The sequence below is a fragment of the Mesorhizobium sp. LNJC391B00 genome, assembly GCF_000502535.1.
Taxonomy (GTDB): Bacteria; Pseudomonadota; Alphaproteobacteria; order Rhizobiales; family Rhizobiaceae; genus Mesorhizobium.
The window spans coordinates 618,071-636,846 of sequence record NZ_AYWI01000001.1; the positions used below are offsets into that span (position 1 = coordinate 618,071).

20 protein-coding genes are annotated in these 18,776 nt (G+C 62.2%); 10 read left to right on the forward strand and 10 right to left on the reverse strand.

Translation table 11 applies throughout. The annotated features are described in order from the left end of the window. Positions 1-69: 69 nt before the first annotated feature. Both rhaS and X750_RS159855 read right to left on the reverse strand, forming a co-directional pair. Positions 70-1,065: a rhamnose ABC transporter substrate-binding protein gene (gene rhaS / locus X750_RS159860; protein WP_023746704.1), complete on the reverse strand. Its 996-nt coding sequence runs from the start codon at positions 1,063-1,065 to the stop codon at positions 70-72. Positions 1,066-1,113: 48 nt separating this feature from the next. After that, on the reverse strand, positions 1,114-1,917 hold the full coding sequence (locus tag X750_RS159855; RefSeq protein WP_023669662.1) for a DeoR/GlpR family DNA-binding transcription regulator: 804 nt from the start codon (positions 1,915-1,917) through the stop codon (positions 1,114-1,116). Positions 1,918-2,100: 183 nt separating this feature from the next. Here X750_RS159855 and X750_RS159850 point away from each other — a divergent pair, with 183 nt between their 5' ends. The 3 genes from X750_RS159850 to ggt all read left to right on the forward strand — a co-directional run bounded on the left by X750_RS159850 (position 2,101) and on the right by ggt (position 7,481). After that, entirely contained in the window at positions 2,101-4,203 is a 2,103-nt protein-coding gene (locus X750_RS159850; RefSeq protein ID WP_023732397.1) for a bifunctional rhamnulose-1-phosphate aldolase/short-chain dehydrogenase, read from the forward strand. Positions 4,204-4,310: 107 nt separating this feature from the next. Further along, the gene (rhaI, locus tag X750_RS159845) at positions 4,311-5,603 is read left to right on the forward strand and encodes an L-rhamnose catabolism isomerase (RefSeq protein WP_023669664.1); all 1,293 of its coding nucleotides are present in this window, start codon (positions 4,311-4,313) and stop codon (positions 5,601-5,603) included. A 138-nt stretch (positions 5,604-5,741) separates the two neighbouring features. Next, the gene (gene ggt / locus X750_RS159840; RefSeq protein ID WP_023746705.1) at positions 5,742-7,481 is read left to right on the forward strand and encodes a gamma-glutamyltransferase; all 1,740 of its coding nucleotides are present in this window, start codon (positions 5,742-5,744) and stop codon (positions 7,479-7,481) included. Positions 7,482-7,498: 17 nt separating this feature from the next. On the opposite strand, the gene X750_RS25735 is transcribed toward ggt, so the two are convergent. The 3 genes from X750_RS25735 to X750_RS159830 form a co-directional block, all read right to left on the reverse strand. Next, positions 7,499-7,846: a hypothetical protein gene (locus X750_RS25735; protein ID WP_032885862.1), complete on the reverse strand. Its 348-nt coding sequence runs from the start codon at positions 7,844-7,846 to the stop codon at positions 7,499-7,501. A 184-nt stretch (positions 7,847-8,030) separates the two neighbouring features. After that, positions 8,031-9,380 (reverse strand): sigma-54 dependent transcriptional regulator, encoded by a 1,350-nt coding sequence (locus X750_RS159835; protein ID WP_023746706.1) that lies wholly within the window; start codon positions 9,378-9,380, stop codon positions 8,031-8,033. Then, positions 9,377-11,236: an ATP-binding protein gene (locus X750_RS159830; protein WP_023669668.1), complete on the reverse strand. Its 1,860-nt coding sequence runs from the start codon at positions 11,234-11,236 to the stop codon at positions 9,377-9,379. The genes X750_RS159835 and X750_RS159830 overlap by 4 nt, the downstream gene beginning before the upstream one ends. 220 nt (positions 11,237-11,456) lie before the next feature. Here X750_RS159830 and X750_RS159825 point away from each other — a divergent pair, with 220 nt between their 5' ends. Together X750_RS159825 and X750_RS159820 are read left to right on the forward strand one after the other, a co-directional pair. Next, positions 11,457-12,803 (forward strand): dicarboxylate/amino acid:cation symporter, encoded by a 1,347-nt coding sequence (locus tag X750_RS159825; protein WP_156033684.1) that lies wholly within the window; start codon positions 11,457-11,459, stop codon positions 12,801-12,803. Positions 12,804-12,938: 135 nt separating this feature from the next. Beyond that, on the forward strand, positions 12,939-13,520 hold the full coding sequence (locus tag X750_RS159820) for a histidine phosphatase family protein (protein ID WP_023669670.1): 582 nt from the start codon (positions 12,939-12,941) through the stop codon (positions 13,518-13,520). Between the two features lie 22 nt (positions 13,521-13,542). On the opposite strand, the gene X750_RS159815 is transcribed toward X750_RS159820, so the two are convergent. Then, the gene (locus X750_RS159815) at positions 13,543-14,295 is read right to left on the reverse strand and encodes a pseudouridine synthase (RefSeq protein ID WP_023669671.1); all 753 of its coding nucleotides are present in this window, start codon (positions 14,293-14,295) and stop codon (positions 13,543-13,545) included. 148 nt (positions 14,296-14,443) lie between these two features. Between X750_RS159815 and X750_RS1000000166695 the strand changes: the two genes are divergently transcribed. After that, on the forward strand, positions 14,444-14,605 hold the full coding sequence (locus X750_RS1000000166695; RefSeq protein WP_023669672.1) for a hypothetical protein: 162 nt from the start codon (positions 14,444-14,446) through the stop codon (positions 14,603-14,605). Between the two features lie 28 nt (positions 14,606-14,633). Continuing rightward, complete coding sequence (locus X750_RS159810) at positions 14,634-14,843, forward strand: DUF768 domain-containing protein (RefSeq protein WP_023669673.1); 210 nt, start codon at positions 14,634-14,636, stop codon at positions 14,841-14,843. A gap of 91 nt (positions 14,844-14,934) precedes the next feature. Here X750_RS159810 and X750_RS159805 read toward each other — a convergent pair whose 3' ends face one another. Further along, the gene (locus tag X750_RS159805; protein ID WP_023696662.1) at positions 14,935-15,393 is read right to left on the reverse strand and encodes a hypothetical protein; all 459 of its coding nucleotides are present in this window, start codon (positions 15,391-15,393) and stop codon (positions 14,935-14,937) included. Between the two features lie 190 nt (positions 15,394-15,583). Here X750_RS159805 and X750_RS159800 point away from each other — a divergent pair, with 190 nt between their 5' ends. Both X750_RS159800 and X750_RS159795 read left to right on the forward strand, forming a co-directional pair. Further along, positions 15,584-15,847: a DUF982 domain-containing protein gene (locus X750_RS159800; protein ID WP_023746707.1), complete on the forward strand. Its 264-nt coding sequence runs from the start codon at positions 15,584-15,586 to the stop codon at positions 15,845-15,847. A gap of 60 nt (positions 15,848-15,907) precedes the next feature. Beyond that, on the forward strand, positions 15,908-16,507 hold the full coding sequence (locus X750_RS159795) for an SOS response-associated peptidase (protein ID WP_023746708.1): 600 nt from the start codon (positions 15,908-15,910) through the stop codon (positions 16,505-16,507). Between the two features lie 667 nt (positions 16,508-17,174). Here the strand turns inward: X750_RS159795 and X750_RS1000000166295 are convergent. After that, positions 17,175-17,312, reverse strand: a complete 138-nt coding sequence (locus X750_RS1000000166295; protein ID WP_198020962.1) for a hypothetical protein — start codon at positions 17,310-17,312, stop codon at positions 17,175-17,177. Between the two features lie 133 nt (positions 17,313-17,445). Between X750_RS1000000166295 and X750_RS159785 the strand changes: the two genes are divergently transcribed. After that, positions 17,446-17,655, forward strand: coding sequence for a hypothetical protein (locus tag X750_RS159785; protein ID WP_023746712.1), 210 nt, complete (start codon positions 17,446-17,448; stop codon positions 17,653-17,655). Between the two features lie 91 nt (positions 17,656-17,746). Here the strand turns inward: X750_RS159785 and X750_RS1000000164045 are convergent, their stop codons facing one another. Further along, positions 17,747-18,040, reverse strand: a complete 294-nt coding sequence (locus X750_RS1000000164045; protein WP_084567094.1) for a helix-turn-helix transcriptional regulator — start codon at positions 18,038-18,040, stop codon at positions 17,747-17,749. Positions 18,041-18,509: 469 nt separating this feature from the next. Beyond that, positions 18,510-18,713 (reverse strand): CsbD family protein, encoded by a 204-nt coding sequence (locus tag X750_RS159780; protein ID WP_023673385.1) that lies wholly within the window; start codon positions 18,711-18,713, stop codon positions 18,510-18,512. Between the last annotated feature and the right edge of the window lie 63 nt (positions 18,714-18,776).

The window sequence follows — 18,776 nt, forward strand, 5'->3', positions numbered from 1 at the left end:
TGAAACAAGGTCCGTTTAAAGTCGCGGCGGGATTTTGGTCCCGCCGCGCTTGGTCCGAGACGTCCGAGATCAATAGATATTGGAGAACTTTTCGATGTTGGACTTGTCGAACTGGAAGGGCGGAGCCATCGCAGCCGAGTTGCTGTCATCGAGCGTGACCTTGCCGACGCGGCCGATCGACAGCGTTGCGCCCGGCTTTGCCTCTTCCTTCTTCACCGCCAGATCATGAGCGAGGTAGACGGCGGAATAGCCGAGGTCGATCGGATTCCAGAGGGCAACCGCCTGGCTGGAACCGTTGTCGATGAACTTCTTGAACTCCGACGGCAGCGCCAGACCCGTGACATTGACCTTGCCGATCAGGTTCGCGTCGGTGACGACCTGGGCAGCGGCAACGACGCCGACGGTGGTCGGCGCGATGATCGCCTTGAGGTTCGGATAGGATTTCAGCAGGCCCTTGGCTTCGTCGGTGCTCTTGGCCGAATCGTCATCGCCGTAGACGGTGGCGACGAGTTTGATCTTGGGGAATTTCTCCGGCAGGATCTTCTTGGCCGCGTCGATCCAGGCGTTCTGGTTGGTCGCGGTCGACGAAGCCGACAGAATGGCGACTTCGCCGCCTTCCGGCAGATAGTCGGCGGCCAGTTTGATGATGGTCTCGCCGATCAGGCCGGTGTCGGACGGGTTGAGATGCAGCTGGCGGCCTTCCTTGGCGACGCCCGAATCCCACGAGATGACGGTGATGCCGCGCTCCATGGCCTTCTTCAGCACCGGCACCAGCGCGTCGGCGTCATTGGCCGAAATCGCAATGGCGTTGACCTTCTGCGCGATCAGCGAATTGACCACTTCGATCTGCGCTTCGGCGGTCGCCTTGGTCGGGCCGGTGTAGATGATGTCGACATCGCCGAGTTCCTTGGCCGCCTCTTCGGCGCCCTTGTTGGCGGCGTCGAAGAAGCCGTTGCCGAGCGACTTCACCACCAGCGCGATCTTGACGTTCTCGGCATAGGCGGCATTCACGAACATGGCGGCCGAGAACGCGGCCGTCACCATCAATTTCTTCAGAAAGCTCATCGTATTTCCTCCCTTGAGCGTTGCATTCCATCGTCGCTGCGGTTGGCCTCAGGCCTGCAGCGAGGATTCTTCCTTTGCCGACTTGCGGGCGACGATCAGCGTCACACCCGCGGCCTCCAGCATGTTGGCTTCGCGATCCTCGATGCCGTCATCGGTGATGACGGTGGCGATGCGCTTGAGCCCGCACAGGATCAGGCTCGAGCGCTGGCGGAATTTCGATGAGTCGACCAGCACCACCAGTTCGTCGGCCTGGTCGATCAGTTTCTGCTCCGCCTGGATCAGCAGCGGGTCGCCTTCCATCAGGCCAAGCGGCCCGAGCCCTTGAGCGCCCATGAACATGCGGCGCGCGTAGAAATTGCGCGTCACGTCATTGTCGAAGGGCGAGAGGATGATGTTCTGCTCGCGGTAGATGGTGCCGCCCGACAGCATGACGGTGTTCTTCGAATGCTTGAGCAGGTGCTCGGCGATGGGGAACGAATTGGTGAAGATCGGCATGCGGCGTCCGGTCAGGAAATGCACCATCTGGAAGGTGGTGGTGCCGCCATTGATGATGATCGGTTCGCCGTCCTTGCACAGCTCCACCGCTTCGCGCGCAATCGCGCGCTTCTGCGAAGCGTTAAGCGTTTCGTTGACGGAAAAGGGCCGGCCGGCGAGGCCGATGAACTGCGGTGGCGAGATCGCCTCGGCGCCGCCACGCACGCGACGCAGGCGCTTTTGCACATGAAGAGCCGCGATATCGCGCCGGATCGTCGCCTCGGAGGAGTCCGTCAGGTCGACCATCTCCTGCACCGTCACCACAGGCTTTTCCTGGACGGCGGACAGAATGATCCTGTGGCGCTCTTTTTCGTGCATGGTTCCTCCCTGCATGGTCATGAGGCACTAGAAAACCACCAGTGTCAATCATTTCCGCTCATATAATTTCATTGTGCAGTGCAATATGATCGATCTTGATCGTTTATGATTGACAACCGAGATGCTTGCGTAGACATTTCCGGCAAAATGGACCGCGCCTTTTGCGTCCCAGGGAGGATAATCATGCTCGACAAGCGCTCCGGCTCGCGCCTTGCCAACCTTTGGGACGATGCTAAAGCCAAGGGGCTGAGCGAGCCTGAGCTTCTGGTCTATCGCTCCAACACGCTCGGCTCCGACAAGCGTGTCACCAATTATGGCGGCGGCAACACCTCGTCCAAGATCCGGCAGAAGGACCCGCTCTCTGGCGCCGAAGTCGAAGTGCTATGGGTCAAGGGCTCGGGCGGCGACAGCGCCTCGATCAAGCTGGACGGTTTCGCCACGCTTTACATGGACAAACTGCAGGCGCTGAAAGGCCTTTATCGCGGCGTCGCGCATGAGGACGACATGGTGGGCTATCTTCCCCACTGCACCTTCAATCTCAACCCGCGCGCGGCCTCGATCGACACGCCGCTGCACGCCTATGTGCCGAAGCCGTTCGTCGATCACATGCATCCCGATGCCATTATCGCGATTGCCGCGGCCAAGGATTCCAAGGCGTTGACCAAGGAGATATTCGGTGACGCCATCGGCTGGCTGCCGTGGAAGCGGCCGGGCTTCGAACTTGGCCTCTGGCTGGAGAAATTCTGCGTCGAACACCCCGAGGCCAAGGGCGTCATCCTCGAAAGCCACGGCTTGTTCACCTGGGGCGACACACCCAAGGAGTGCTATGAGACGACGATCTCGGTCATCAACCAGGCGATCGAATGGTTCGAGCGCCGCTCCGAGGGTCTCGCCATCTTCGGCGGCGAAGTCGTCAAATCGCTAGACGCCGCTGAGCGCCGCGCCATCGCGGCGAGACTGATGCCGAGGATCCGCGGCCTGATTTCGGAGAAGAGCCACAAGCTCGGCCATTTCGACGATTCCGCCGCCGTGCTCGAATTCGTCAACTCCAGGGATTTGCGCCCGCTGGCGGCACTCGGTACCTCATGCCCGGATCATTTCCTGCGCACAAAAATCCGCCCGCTGGTTATCGAGTTCGACCCAGCGAAGCCCGACGTCGAAGCCGTGATTGCGCGCCTCGCCGACGATATTGCTGAGTACCGTGTCGGCTACCAGGCCTATTACGACAGCTGCAAGCATCCGGACTCGCCCCCGATCCGTGACCCCAACGCCGTGGTCTACCTGATGCCCGGCGTCGGCATGTTCACCTTCGCCGGCGACAAGGCCACCGCCCGCATCTCTGGCGAATTCTACGTCAACGCCATCAACGTCATGCGCGGGGCCTCGACCGTTTCGTCCTATGTCGGCCTGCCGGCGCAGGAGGCCTTCGACATCGAATACTGGCTGCTCGAGGATTTGAAGCTGCAGCGCATGCCGAAGCCGAAGTCGCTCGCCGGCCAAATCGCGCTGGTCACCGGCGGCGCCGGCGGCATCGGCCGCGCCACCGCCAATCGCCTGCTGCGCGAAGGCGCCTGCGTCGTGCTGGCCGATATCGACGAGACCGCACTTGCCAACGCCAACGACGAACTGGCGAAAGCCTATGGCAAGGACTTCGTCCGGCCGGTGCTGATCAACGTCACCGCGGAGGAGCAGGTGATTTCCGGCTTCGCCCAGACAGCCGTCGAGTTCGGCGGCATTGATATTCTCGTCTCCAACGCAGGCCTCGCCTCCTCGGCGCCGATCGAGGAGACGACGCTGGCGCTGTGGAACAAGAACATGGACATATTGTCGACCGGCTATTTCCTGGTCTCGCGCGAAGCCTTCCGGCTGTTCCGGGCCCAGAAGATCGGCGGCAATGTCGTCTTCGTCGCCTCCAAGAACGGTCTTGCCGCGTCACCCAATGCCGCCGCCTATTGCACCGCCAAGGCGGCCGAAATCCATCTCGCCCGCTGCCTGGCGCTGGAAGGCGCGGAAGCCCAGATCCGGGTCAACGTCGTCAATCCGGACGCCGTGCTGCGCGGTTCGAAGATCTGGACCGGCGAGTGGAAGGAACAGCGCGCCGCCGCCTACAAGATGTCGACCGACGATCTGGAAGAACACTACCGCTCGCGCTCGATGCTGAAGCGCTCGGTGTTTCCCGAAGACATCGCCGAAGCGATCTATTTCCTGGCGTCCGACATGTCGGCCAAATCCACCGGCAACATCATCAACGTCGACGCCGGCAACGCGCAGAGCTTTACGCGCTGAGTTAAGGGCGGAGCGCTTCTCTTCTCCCCGTCACTATACGGGGAGAAGGTGGCCCGAAGGGCCGGATGAAGGGCAGCGCTGACTGAACGCATTGGGAGGAATAGCACTTGTCCGAAACCATCATCGCCGCCGATCTCGTCTCCAGCCACAACGCCCAGCGCAAACCCGACCTCGAGCGCGACTACGCGTCGCTCGGCGAACGCCTCGACCGCCGCGGCATCGCCATCGATGCCATCCGCGACAAGGTCGAGAAATTCGCCGTCGCCATTCCGTCCTGGGGCGTCGGAACAGGCGGCACGCGGTTTGCCCGCTTTCCCGGCGCCGGCGAGCCGCGCGACATTTTCGACAAGATTGAGGACTGCGCCGTCATCAGCCAACTGACACAGGCGACGCCGACCGTCTCGCTGCATATACCGTGGGACAAGGCCGATCCGAACCGGCTGAAGCAGGCGGCCTCGCGCTTCGGCCTCGGCTTCGACGCCATGAATTCCAACACCTTCTCGGATGCCAGGGACCAAAAACTGTCCTACAAGTTCGGGTCGCTGTCGCATGCCGATGCCGGCACGCGCCGCCAGGCGGTCGAGCACAATCTGGAATGCATCGAGATCGGCAAGACGCTGGGGTCCAGGGCGCTAACAGTGTGGATCGGCGACGGCTCGAATTTCCCCGGCCAGGTCAATTTCGCCAAAGCCTTCGAGCGCTATCTCGACGCGATGAAGGAGATCTATGCCGGACTGCCCGCCGACTGGAAACTGTTCACCGAACACAAAATGTACGAGCCGGCTTTCTACTCCACGGTCGTGCAGGACTGGGGCACCAACTACCTCATATCCAAGGAGCTGGGCGACAAGGCCTACTGCCTGGTCGACCTCGGCCACCATGCGCCCAACGTCAACATCGAGATGATCGTGTCGCGGCTGATCCAGTTCAAGAAACTCGGCGGCTTCCACTTCAACGATTCCAAATATGGCGACGACGATCTCGATGCCGGCTCGATCGATCCCTATCGGCTGTTCCTGGTCTTCAACGAACTGGTCGATGCCGAGCTGTCCGGCGCCGAGGGTTTCGATCCCGCCCACATGCTCGACCAGAGCCACAACGTCACCGATCCGATCGAAAGCCTGATGCTGTCGGCGGTCGAGGTGCAGCGCGCCTATGCGCAGGCGCTGCTGGTCGACCGCAAGGCGCTCGAGGGTTTCCAAGACGGCAATGATGCGCTGATGGCGACGCAGACGCTGAAAGCTGCCTACCGCACCGATGTTGAGCCGATCCTTGCCATGGCGCGGCTGAACACAGGCGGCGCCATCGATCCAGTCGCCGCATATCGCGCGGCGGGCTACCGGGCGAAGGTCGCGGCGGAACGGCCGGCGGTTGTGGGCGGTTCAGGCGGGATTGTTTGAGATTGGCTAATCTCCACCACAGGGGGGAGATCAGCTTGCCTCTGCCGGCAGGCGAACATCAATATGTGTTCGCTCATATTGATGATGGACTCGGCCGCTCCATGTAGCTCTTCTAGGCACCGCACTTGGAGCACCGCCATGCCCTTGACCCGCCGGACGCTGATTGGCGTCACCCTTTCGCTCGCAATTGCGCTCGCGCCATCCGGCGCGCTCCATGCCGCCTCGCCACAACCGGCGAAGGGCGAGCACGGCATGGTCGTCACCGCCCAGCATCTGGCGTCGGAAGCCGGCGTCGAGGTGCTGAAGAAGGGCGGCAATGCCGTCGATGCGGCGGTCGCCGTCGGCTATGCGCTCGCCGTCGTCTACCCTAATGCCGGCAATATCGGCGGTGGCGGGTTCATTACCATCCGCTTCAAGGACGGCAAATCGACCTTCCTCGATTTCCGCGAGCGCGCGCCGCTGGCGGCAACCAAGACCATGTATCTCGACAAGGACGGCAATCCGGTGAAGGGCGCCAGCCTTGATGGCTACCTTGCGGTCGGCGTACCGGGTTCCGTGGCAGGGTTCGAGATGGCTCGTGAAAAATATGGCACGCTGCCACGCCAGGATTTGATGGCGCCGGCAATTGCCTATGCCAAGGATGGCTTCATCCTCGACCAGGGCGACGCTGCTTCATTCGCGAGCAATGCCGCACGGCTGGCGAAGGACCCTGCCGCCGCCGCCATCTTCCTGAAGCCGGACGGCAAACCCTATGGCGCCGGCGAGCGTCTCCTCCAGCCCGATCTTGCAGCCTCGCTCGCCGCCATCTCCGAAAAAGGCGCCGACGCCTTCTACAAAGGCGCCATCGCCGACGCCATCGTCAAGGCGAGCGGCGCCAAGGGCGGCATTCTGGCCAACTCAGACTTCGAGCAATATAAGGTACGCGAGCTGCAACCGGTGAGCTGCACCTATCGGGGCTATGAGATCACGTCCTCGCCGCCGCCAAGCTCCGGCGGCGTCATCATCTGCGAAATCCTCAACGTGCTGGAGGGCTACCCGCTGTCCTATCTCGGCGCCGGCTCGGCCGAGACGGTGCATGTCATGGTCGAGGCGATGCGTTACGCCTATGTGGACCGCAACTCGGCGCTCGGCGATCCAGATTTCGTCGACAATCCGGTCTCGAAACTGCTCGACAAGGGTTACGCCAAGGAGATCCGCGACAAGATCGACCCGTTCCGCGCCGGCGTCTCGCAGGATTTGATGCCGAAGGGCTTCGGCGAGTCGAAGGAAACGACGCACTATTCGATCATCGACGATGACGGCAATGCGGTCGCGGTCACTTATACGCTGAACGGCTCGTTCGGCGCCGGCGTGGTCGCGGACGGCACCGGCATCCTGCTCAACAACGAGATGGATGATTTCACCCAGAAGCCTGGCGTGCCCAACCTCTACGGTCTCGTGCAGGGAGAGGCCAATGCCATCCAGCCGAAGAAGACCCCGCTGTCATCGATGAGCCCGACTATCGTCGCCAAGGACGGCAAGCCGTTCATGGTTATCGGCAGCCCCGGCGGCTCGCGCATCATCACCATCACGCTGGAAGCCATCGTCAACGTCATCGACCACGGCATGAACATCCAGGAGGCGATCGACGCATCGCGCATCCACCATCAATGGCTGCCCGACACGATCTATGTCGAACCCTTCGGCCTGTCGCCCGACACTGAAAAACTGCTGGCCGGCATGGGCTACCACCTCGATCTCGCGGATTCTACCTGGGGGCAGGCGGCCGGCATTCTTGTCGGCGGCAAGAGCCTGGCGGAAATCGAGAAGGGCGGCGGCGCCCGTTACAACGGCGCCATCGACAGCCGCGCCGCATCCGGCGAGGCGATTGGCTACTGATCAAAACAAGAGATTGATCAGAGGACGAGCGTAAGCGTCGACCCGACGAGCATCAGCGCCGCGATCACGACGAACGCCGCGTAGATGCGGGGACGGTCGAGGAGCAGCGCATTGCCCGATATCCAGGCCGCGGTTGCGCCGCCAAGCGCAAACAGGAAGCCGTTCCGGTGACCAAAGGTCATGGAAGCGGCCATCAGCCCGCCAATGATCAGCGCGCCGAAGACGATGATCACGGCAACGGCGTATTTCTCGAAGTCGTTGCCGCCGCCCATGGCCGGGCCGATCGCGTTCAAATTCGTCAGATCGTCCGGATCGAACGGGTTGGTCGATCCATATTCATCTTGACCGACAGGTTCTCGCATCATTCATTCTCCGCTGACCGGCAACAAATCATCAACATCTGCCGAGCGCAACCGGATCGCGCCGTGCCGAAGGCCGCCGATGCGGTCTTCAACACTTTCTGATGCCGACTTGCCACGGTTTTTTTGCGCCGGTTCACAAAATCTACCCTGCTTTCGGGTCCACACGCCTGAATACCTGGAAAATGAATTACCTGGAAAAATCGCTGCGCACGATGCCGTGCCGCTGCAGCTTGTCGTAGAAGGTCTTGCGCGGAATGCCGAGCGCTTCAATCGTGCGCCGGACATCGCCGTAATTGCGGCCAAGTGCCTCGCGGATGACATCGGCCTCATAGCGTTCCAGCCGTTCCGGCAATGAACTGGCGTCATCCGGCTCCGCCGATGCGGAAGGTGGCGCTTGCGCCGCTTCCTCCAGTCCAAGCACGAAACGCTCGGCGAAATGCGCGAGTTCACGCACATTGCCCGGCCAGTCGTGCTGGCTCAGATGGCGATGCACTGAGGCAGGCACGGCTGGCATTTGCCGGCGGAAGCGGGCGGCTGCACGCTCTGCGAAGTAGAAGAAGAGCAGGGCGACGTCGTCGCGGCGTTCGCGCAGCGGCGGGATCGAGATCGTCACCACATTAAGCCGGTAGTAGAGATCCTCGCGGAAGGCGCCGCGCCGGCTGGCATCGCCGAGATCGACCTTGGCGGCGGCGACGACGCGCAGGTCGACCGGCCGGATTTCATTGGTGCCGAGCGGCGTCACCTCGCGCATTTCCAGCACCCGCAGCATCTGCACCTGGGTCGAGGCCGGCATGCTTTCGATCTCGTCGAGAAACAGCGTGCCGCCGCTCGAATGCTCGATGCGGCCGATGCGCTTCTTCTGTGCGCCGGTGAACGCGCCGGCCTCATGGCCGAACAGTTCGCTTTCGATCACCGTATCCGGCAGCGTGCCGCAATTCAGCGCCACGAAATTGCCCTTGGCGCGGCGGCTCCAGCGGTGCAGCAGGCTCGCCACCACCTCCTTGCCGGAGCCGGTCTCGCCAGTCACCAGCACGTCGACATCGGTGTCGGCGATCTGCCGCAGCGTGCGGCGCAGCCGCTCCATCGCCGGCGTCTGGCCGATCAGCGGCAGGCCGTCCTGCGCCTGTTCGGCGCTTTCGCGCAGCGCGCGGTTCTCCATCACCAGCCGGCGTTTTTCCGCCGCCCGCGCCACACTTTGCGCCAGCCGGTCGGCGGCGAACGGCTTGGTGATGAAGTCGTAGGCGCCATCCTTGATCGCCTTGACCGCAACCGCGATGTCGCCATGTCCGGTGACCAGGATTACCGGAATGTCGGCATCAAGCTGCAAGACGCGGTCGAAGAGCTGCAGGCCGTCAATGCCGGGCATGCGGATGTCGGACACCACCACGCCGGGAAAATTGGCGTCGAGCCCGGCCAGCGCCTCGTTCGCCACCGCAAAGGCCGAGACGGAAAAACCAGCGAGTTCCAGCGTCTGCCGCGTGGCCCTCCGCAATTCGCTATCGTCGTCGATCAATACGACCGGTGCGGTGTCCATCATGCTGCCCTGGCGAGGTGAATGGTAAAGCGCGTGCCGGCCTGGTCGCTCGCCACCTCGATGCGTCCGCCATAGTCGGCGACGATGTCCTGCGAGATGACGAGGCCGAGCCCGAGGCCTTTTTCCTTCGAGGTGTTGAACGGCGTGAACAATGACTTGAGGATGGCAGGCGAAATGCCCGGCCCATTGTCGGCGACGGCAAGCGCCACGCCGTCGGCCGTCTCCTGGGCCGACACCTGCACCCTGGCGCCGTCGCGCCCGTCCAGCGCTTCCAGCGCATTCTGGAACAGGTTGATCAGCACCTGTTCGAGCCGCAGCCGGTTGCCCATCACCTTGAGCGTTACCGGCGGAAGCGTGATATCGAGTGCGTCCAGCCGACCGGCAAAGCGGCTTCTGAGCAGCACCACGGCGCCCTCGATGACGCCGCGCAATTCGACCGGTTCGGCTGCCGTGCGCCCCTTGCGGGCAAAGACCTTCAACTCTTCGGTGATGCCGCCGATGCGCTCGGTCAGCGCGGCAATCGCGCCAAGGTTCTCCTCGGCCGAGGCGGTCTGCTTGCGCTCCAGGAACACACGCGCATTGTCGGCATAGGCGCGGATCGTCGCCACCGGCTGGTTGATCTCATGCGCGACCCCGGCGGCAACCTGGCCGAGGGTAGCAAGACGGTTGGCCTGCACCAATTCCTGCTGCATGACCTGCAGCTTGGCTTCGGTGCTGCGGTGATCGGTGATCTCGGCCTGCAGCCGGTCGCGCGCCAGGCTGAGGTCATGCGTACGCTCGACGACGCGGCGCTCAAGCTCGATGCGCGCTGCCTGTTCGGCAGCGATGCGCATCTGCGCCGACTGACGGCGCCACAGGAGATAGCCGGCCAGCGCCAGCAACGGCACCACGACGCCCAGCGCCAGCAGCCGCATCTCACGCACCGCAGCCGCGATCGGCGCTTCGACCGGCACGAGATAATCGAGCCGCCATGGCGTCGATTGGACCAGTGTCGAAAGCCTGAGATATTCGGCATCGCTGCCGCCCGGTGTTATCGCATGCACCATCGACACGTCAGGGCTCAATGCCTCGGGGCGTGTGATCGGCAAGGGGATCAGCGGCGCGTTGCCGAATTGCTGGCTGCTCCGGATGGCGGCAGCCACCGGGCCGGTCAGCGGCGCGGTGGTCATGAAGCGCCAGGACGGCACGCTGGTGATCAGCACGACGCCGTGGTCGTCGCTGACATAGGCCGGCCGGTTGGCCTCATGCCAGTCGGCTTCAAGCTGGTCGAATTCCATCTTAACGACGACGACGCCGAGCGGTGCCGCCGCATTGCCGACGCGACGCGAAATATAGAGGCCCGGGCGCTTGCTGATGTTGCCCAGCGCAAAATATTCGGCCGTTCTCGATTGCATGGCGCCGGAGAAATAGGCGCGGAAACCGTAGTCGTTGCCGACGAAGCTGGTTGTTTCGCGCCAGTTGCTGGAGGCGATCGCAAACCCGTCGACGCCGGTGACGTAAAGCACCGAAGCCTTGGTGCCGGAGACCAGCCCTTCGAGCTTGCGGTTGAGCACGTCGATCGTGACAGCGCCCTTGTTCTGCAGGGCGTCATGCACCTGCTGGTCCTCGGACAAGAGCAGCGGCAGCGCCCGCGGGCTTTCCAGCACGGCGCGCAGCAACGCAACCTTCAGATTGGCATCGGTGCGGCCTTGCGCCGCCAGTGCCGCGACCTCGGCGCGGCGCGAGTAGAGGCCGGCGCCGGTGAGCGCCGTGGCAACGATCACCAGCGCGATCGCCGCAAACAGCAGCCAGGCGCGACGCGCGCGTTTGCCGAGTTGCTCGGGCGTCGGCGACAGGACCGCGGCAGGGCGTTGCAGCATTCCCTATTTGTGCATGATTTCGCACAAAGCACAATTCAGTCATGCGGATGTCCGCACTTGCGGTTGCGGCGCACCAGCTCGGTCGACAAAGATCTCCAACAAAATCAATGGATACGGTAATGCCGCTCAGTCTGGCACGGCAGTTGCAGTGACCAGTACAGCAGTCGCGAGGCTGCGGAAACAACTTGCCCCGGGAGGTCGAGCTTTCGATCGGGGCGCCATGGAGGACGTCATGCAGCCAGCATTCGCTGCCGCCGAACCGCGCGGCAAGCTACCCTTTTACCGTCATCTCTACGTGCAGGTCCTGACGGCGATCGCCGCCGGCATCCTGCTCGGTCATTTCTATCCCGAACTCGGTGCTTCGCTGAAGCCGCTCGGCGATGCCTTCATCAAGCTGGTCAAGATGGTGATCGCGCCGGTCATCTTCCTGACGGTGACCACAGGCATTGCCGGCGTCTCCGACCTGAAAAAGGTTGGCCGCGTCGCCGGCAAGGCGATGATCTATTTCCTGGTCTTTTCGACCCTGGCGCTGGTCGTCGGCATGGTCGTCTCCAACGTCGTCCAACCGGGCGCCGGCATGCACATCAATGCGGCGACGCTCGACCCCTCGAAGGTCGCCACCTTCACCGAGAAGGCGCATGACACGACCATCGTCGGCTTCCTGCTCAACATCATCCCCGACACCATCACCGGCGCCTTCGCGCAAGGCGACATCCTGCAGGTGCTGTTCTTCTCGGTGCTGTTCGGCATCTCTCTCGCTCTGGTCGGCGAGCGCGGCCGCCCGGTCGTCGATTTCCTGCAGGCGCTGACCTCGCCTATCTTCCGCCTGGTCGCCATCCTGATGAAGGCCGCCCCCATCGGCGCCTTCGGCGCCATGGCCTTCACCGTCGGCAAATACGGCATCGGCGCGATTGCCAACCTCGCCTTTCTGATCGGCACCTTCTACCTGACGTCGCTGCTCTTCGTGCTGGTCGTGCTCGGCGCTGTCGCTTGGTACAACGGCTTCTCGATCCTCGCCTTGATCCGCTACATCAAGGAAGAGCTGCTGCTGGTGCTCGGCACCTCGTCCTCGGAAGCCGCTCTTCCCGGCCTGATGGCCAAGATGGAGCGCGCCGGCTGCAACCGCTCGGTGGTCGGCCTGGTCATCCCGACCGGCTATTCCTTCAACCTCGACGGCACCAACATCTACATGACGCTGGCGGCGCTGTTCATCGCCCAGGCGACCGATACGCCGCTCACCTATGGCGACCAGATTCTGCTGCTGCTGGTTGCCATGCTGAGCTCCAAGGGTGCCGCCGGCATCACCGGCGCCGGCTTTATCACGCTGGCCGCCACGCTCTCTGTCGTGCCTACGGTACCCGTTGCCGGCATGGCGCTGATCCTAGGGGTCGACCGCTTCATGTCGGAATGCCGGGCGCTGACCAACTTCGTCGGCAATGCAGTGGCGACGATCGTTGTGGCGCGCTGGGAAGGCGAACTCGACCAGACCAAGTTCGCCGCCGCCATGGCCGGCACATTGTCCGAGGAAGCCGACCTGGCGCTGTCGGGCGATCTGCAGCCCGCTTGACCGCTCCGGGCACTGACGTTTGAGCACAAGGCCGCAGCCGATTCGGTTGCGGCCTTTCCTTTTCCGCCTGCACGTGGCTGGCGCTGGCCGGGCCCTCCCGGGTAGGGTGCGGACGTAAAACCGAAAGGCCGGCGCATGAGCAATCCGTACCCCGAAATCTACCTCGTCCGTCACGGCGAGACGGAGTGGAGCGCTTCGGGAAAACACACCGGCCGCACCGACATACCGTTGACGGCAAAGGGCGAGGCGGCAGCTCGCGGCGTGGCAGACCGGCTCAAGGATCTGTCCTTCCAGGCGGTGTGGTCGAGCCCGTCGCAGCGCGCCTTCAGCACCTGCACGCTTGCCGGCTTCGGCGCTGCTGCCGTCAAGAAGGACGACCTGCAGGAATGGGACTATGGCGCCTATGAGGGCGTTAAGACCAAGGAGATTGTTGTGCAGCGCCCCGGCTGGCAATTGTTCCGTGACGGCTGTCCCGACGGCGAGTCGGTAGCGGATGTTGGCGCCAGGGCCGACAGGATCATCGCCGGGCTGCGGGCAATCGAGGGCAATGTGCTGGTGTTTTCAAGCTCGCATTTCCTGCGCGTGCTGGCCGCGCGCTGGCTCGGTCTGCCACCCGAAGGCGGTGCGCACTTCGTACTTGATACCGCGAGCCTCAGCATCCTCGGCTATGAGCACGATCTGAGCGAGCCGGTGATACGCAGGTGGAACCAGAAGTAGGGTTTCGCGGCAAGCCTGCCTCTTAACGCGCGAGCACCGCCAATTCCTCCGATGTCAGATGCCGCGCCTTGCCCTTGGCGAGTTCGCCGAGCTGCAAACCGCCGATCGCCACCCGAACCAGCCTCAGCACCTCGATATCGAATGCCCCGAGCAGGCGGCGGATCTGGCGGTTGCGGCCCTCGTCGAGCACGATTTCCAGCCAGGCAGTGCGGCCGCCGCTGCGCAGCAGTTCGATCGAACTTGCGGTCAGCAGTTCGCCGTCGACGATCGCTCCGTCGCGAAAGCGCGCCAGCATCGCTTCGTCGGGCGCGGTGCCGATCTGGACATGATAGGTCTTGGCGACATGCGAGGCCGGATCGAGCAGGCGGTTGGCCCAGCGCGTGTCGTTGGTCATCAGCAACAGGCCTTCGCTGGCCTTGTCGAGGCGGCCGACCGGCGACACGAAAGGCAACTCCAGTTCCACCAGGCAGTCATAGACGGTGCCACGATCCTGCGGGTCATCGCGCGTGGTGACCTGTCCGCGCGGCTTATTGATCATCAGGTAGACTTTTGCCTCGCCGACGATCTGCTCGCCGTCGACAGCGATGCGGTCGCGGCCGAGATCGACACGCAGCGACGGATCGCGCACCACCTTGCCGCCAACCCGCACGCGCCCTTCGGCTATCAGCAGCTCGGCCTGCTTGCGCGAACACAGGCCGAGTTTGGAAAGCGCCCGGTTCAGGCTAACGCCTGCCTTGGCGGCCTGGTGTCGGGCGATGTCTGGTGGCCGTGCCATGTCCTGCTTGCCATCCCAATGATCGGCATCGACAAATGCCACGCCCCGCATTGGCTTCGCAACCTGCCGCGGCATCAACATCACGGGTCGCGGGAGCGGGGCTGTTCTCAAATACGATGTGTCAGGGGGTCGGGCTCAACAGCCCGCCATGGAACGCTGCCCCGCGACGGACGTTGTTGCCGACGAGCGATTTGTCGCGAAAGGCACCGCCATGAAGAAAATCTACCAAAAGCCGACGCTCGTGAAGCGAGGCAGGCTCACCAGCCTGACGGCTCAGATCGTCGCTTCTGGGGTCATTCTGGGGGAATGATCCCCCAGATAAGGGAAGGGATAAATCGATGAGCGAGCGCGGCGTTGATTTCCTGCAGGGCTGGATCCACGAGCACCTGCCGGGCGAACTGCCTGCCGACAAGGCAACGGCTCGAACCCTAACCACGCGAGCTGCCCTGGATGCTCGGCATTTAGGCCTTGAGGTCAGCGAGATCGAAGAGGATCTCGGTCCGCTGGAACGGGTGATTTTCGAGGCGCTGGATCAGCCCGATATCTGAGCCCCCGATATGAGCCCATCGCAGGCGAATATCGGCCCATCGCCATCTTGGCGGGGGGCTTTTCCGTGATGGCATCCGTGGGTGCGCAGCCCTAGGCAGCCCGCGCAGCTGACGCTCCCCGTGCCGGCGGCAATTCGAACACAGTGGCGCCGTTCTCTCGGCCGCGTTCGACATAACCGATGACACGGAACCATTTGCCGACGTCGGCCCGCTGCAGCCAGCTGCGCGAGTGGATGGGAAGGTTGCCGGCCAGCGCCTGAATGTGGCGGATGTGGCGCCTGCAGAAGCGGACCGTCGCGGCGCTGAAGAAACCCTCCTGCGCGGCAAACAGCGTGTCGGCGGCGTCGCTGTTTTCGTGCCAGGCGACGATCGCCACCGTCTTGTCGCCGTCGACCAGCGCGTGCGCCCGGCCTTCCTTCAAATTCATCATCAAATTGTCGTAGGCAACCTTGCTGTCCTTGCCGGCGGCCACATACTCGTCCGACATCCGCGTGGACAAATCCCGGAAAACACTTTCGAGGTCGCCGATCGTAGCTGCGCGTGCTCGCATTTCTCCTCCTGCAGCCCCGGCAGGCAGTTTGCCCCAGGGAGAGGGGATCACCAAGCAAATCAAATCCGCCATTTGGCCGATGCGCGCAAAGTGATTTCAGAAGGCGGGTTTATTGCGTTGGCAAATCGCTCCCTTGGAACCGAACTTGCCTCCCCCGAATTGACTCGCGATCGCGTTCGGGAGGGGAAGCATGCAAGATCAGCATTTCGATGAGCCGGTTCGCGTGGCGCTCGGCAGATCCAGAAACACGATCTACAAGGTGGAGCGTGTCGCGCAGGCCGCTGACATCCTCATGAACCGATGGCCCGTGAAGACAGGCGGCTATCACGTCGCCGCCCGCAAAGCCTGCCTTGGCGTTCTGGAAGGCCCTCAAGAGGCGCGCTATGCCCGCGCCGCCTTCGTCAACGCGGCGATCGAGGCCGATATACTGGTCGAGCGCGACCGCGAGGGTTGAGCGGTCCATCGCCTCTTTGTTTGGCGTGAGGTAAACTGGCAGACCGGTCGGGAGCCTTCCATGTGCAACGACTATGAGCAGCATATTCTCTGGGCTGAATATTGCCGGATGCTGGAGTCGCTGGCACTCGAGATCCCGACCCATCAGACCGAACTTGACCTGCCGCGGGTTGATGACATCCATATCAACGATCCAGCCCCGATCATGCGCGCCGCCGGCGACACCGGCGTTGTTGAACTGACGTCGATGACGTTTGGATTTCCGCCGGCCGGCCCGAAAGGCGGACCAGTGTTCAACTTCCGCTCCGAAGGCCGGCAATTCGCCGGCAGCAAACGCTGCCTCGTGCCGGCATCCGCCTTCTTCGAGTTCACGGGCACGAAGTATCCGAAGGCAAAGCATCGCTTCACGCTCAACGGTTCGCCGTTCATGGCCATCGCAGGGCTTTGGCGTGAAGCCGCCGGCAACAAGCCGCCAACCTTCACCATGCTGACAACCGAGCCTGGACCGGATATTGCGCCCTATCACAGTCGGCAGGTCGTGGTGCTTCGGCCCGGCGATTGGGCAGCCTGGCTCAGTCTGACGAAGCCGGAAGCCAAACTGCTGCAGCCGCTTCCAGCCGGCTCGCTGCGCGTGGAGACCGTGCGCCCCGAAAGTTCATAACTCGGTTGCGCAGGCTTGCCGGCACAGCCGGCAGGCCGAAATCAGGAATCCGTCGGTGCGGCGCCAGGAAGTCAAGCCCTTGATGTTCAGAGAAAACTGGTGCCCAGAGGCGGAATTCAAGTGAAGAAAATCCCGCTTTGCTTTCAGATACTTAGGGGAATGTTAGCCGCATCTGCTACCAACATAAATACCAACAAAATATTCCTGTGGATTGGTTCGGTTCCTATTTCTCTCAATGCCTTGCACCTGCACCTTGTCTCATCATGCGTGGAGTGGTGCCAAGTTTTTGCCCGATGACGCCATCGTCTTCGCCCTCCGGAAGATGGAAGACAGCAACAGTCGGGCCCGTGCTTTCCTTCCTGGGGTGGCGCGGGCCGCCGTCGCCTAGCCTTTGCACGAGCCGGTGATGACGGACGCGAATTTGTTGCTGCTGCGAGCCACACCTACCATTTGGCGGAGCTCTTCGCATATCTCTCTCGCGTCTTGGCGCGAAATCTCGGAGAGATAGCGCAGGATTATAGCCTCTTCAGTCAAGGCCTCCTGAATGTGATTCAATTCCGCCAGCTTCCGATCGATGGAGCTCATCTATGCACCATGCGCTTAGAAGCGGTGGCGCGCAAACGCTGGTTCGATACTGAAAAATGAAGGCTGCCCAGTTTTTCCTGCCTCACTGATCCAGTTCGAGCGGCTCATGGGCCGGTTGCTCGTGCCCCATGACCTGGCGGAAGTCACGCCGGTCGACCCGCTGGCCGCAGATGGGGCGCGCATAGAATTCCCAGTCAGGGTCATATGGCTTGCCGGGCATGGGCGGTCCGAGGTCGGCTATTCTGGTTATGCCCGGCCTAACCCGTTGCAGCGGGAAAAGTTCCGGGTTCCGGCACCGATCGCCCGCTCGCATTTTTGTACAACATATTCCCGACTTCCATTAGCATCCCCTCATGGCAACTCTGCGGTACGGCGTAAGGCGGGAACCGGATGCGACGTGGACGGTGTTCGACGTGTTCACCGGGCTGCCGGCTATTGTAGCGGGCCACCCATCTGTCGACCTTCCCGACATGGAGTATGCCGAAGAGCTGGCCGCCATCCTGAATGCCAACGACCTGAAGCAGAGGCTATCTCAAGGGAGGTTCCCCGGAGGGTTCGCCTGACTGAAGTCGGAACAAAGTCAGTGAACAACCGCCCTTGTCAGCGGCCGCTTTAGAGATCGGGTTGCAGAGGAGGGTACACAGGCTTTTCCCCTTATCCTTTTTTCTCCCGGCGGCGCCACTGTCTATTATCGGCGGCGAGGCCGCTATCACCTTCTGAGCGGGCGAGCGATGGAGTGCCTTCGACTGTGAAGACAATTCCGGCGTCTTCAAACGCTTTGCGGATGGCTGCGATGTTGTGGGGACGCGATTTGCTGAATCCGTTCTCAAGATCGCTGATCACCATTTCGCTAAGATTGGCCTTAGCGGCAAGTCGCACACGCGACCAGTTCAGTAGGGCTCGTGCTGCTCTGGATTGGTCTGCTGAGAGTACGGTTCGGCTGTTCATAGACAGTCGAACATTCAATATCGCTAAAATGTTCCTCTTGACCTTCTGCGATTTCTAACGGCGTGAGGCCGGCTTCTCGGATAACGCGGCGGGGTTTTCCAATAACTTTGCGGAACGCTGATCTGTACGCCGCAATGTCTTCTTTTTCGGCTTGGTCTTCTCAACCAGATCTGGCCTTTTCGCTATCAGGTAGTCAGCCTTGTTCGTTCGATAGTCTTCTTTGTGGATGGACATTGCNAACCAGATCTGGCCTTTTCGCTATCAGGTAGTCAGCCTTGTTCGTTCGATAGTCTTCTTTGTGGATGGACATTGCTACAATCTCCATGTAGAAATCAACGCGGCTGGAAGCCGACACGTTCCCATAAATCGCTTGTTCAAGGCCGGGCCGAACGGCGCACGGATGCCAAAAACGCGAAAAGGGCGCGGTTCATGACCGCGCCCTTTATTTGACTAGGTTCAACTGTCCTGCCTACGAGTCTTGTCGACCATACCAGTCGTCGACGTCTCGCCGCACGCGATCCTTCTCAATGCCGTAGCGTTCCTGGATCGTACCTTCGAGCTGATCGCGGTTGCCGGCTATGCGGTCGAGATCATCATCAGTGAGCTTGCCCCACTGCTCCTTGACCTTGCCTTTGAATTGCTTCCAATTTCCTTCGACGCGGTTCCAGTCCATGATGGCGATCTCCTTTCGTTGTCCTTTCGAATAACGGTCGTAGTGGCCATCAGGTTCCGCTGC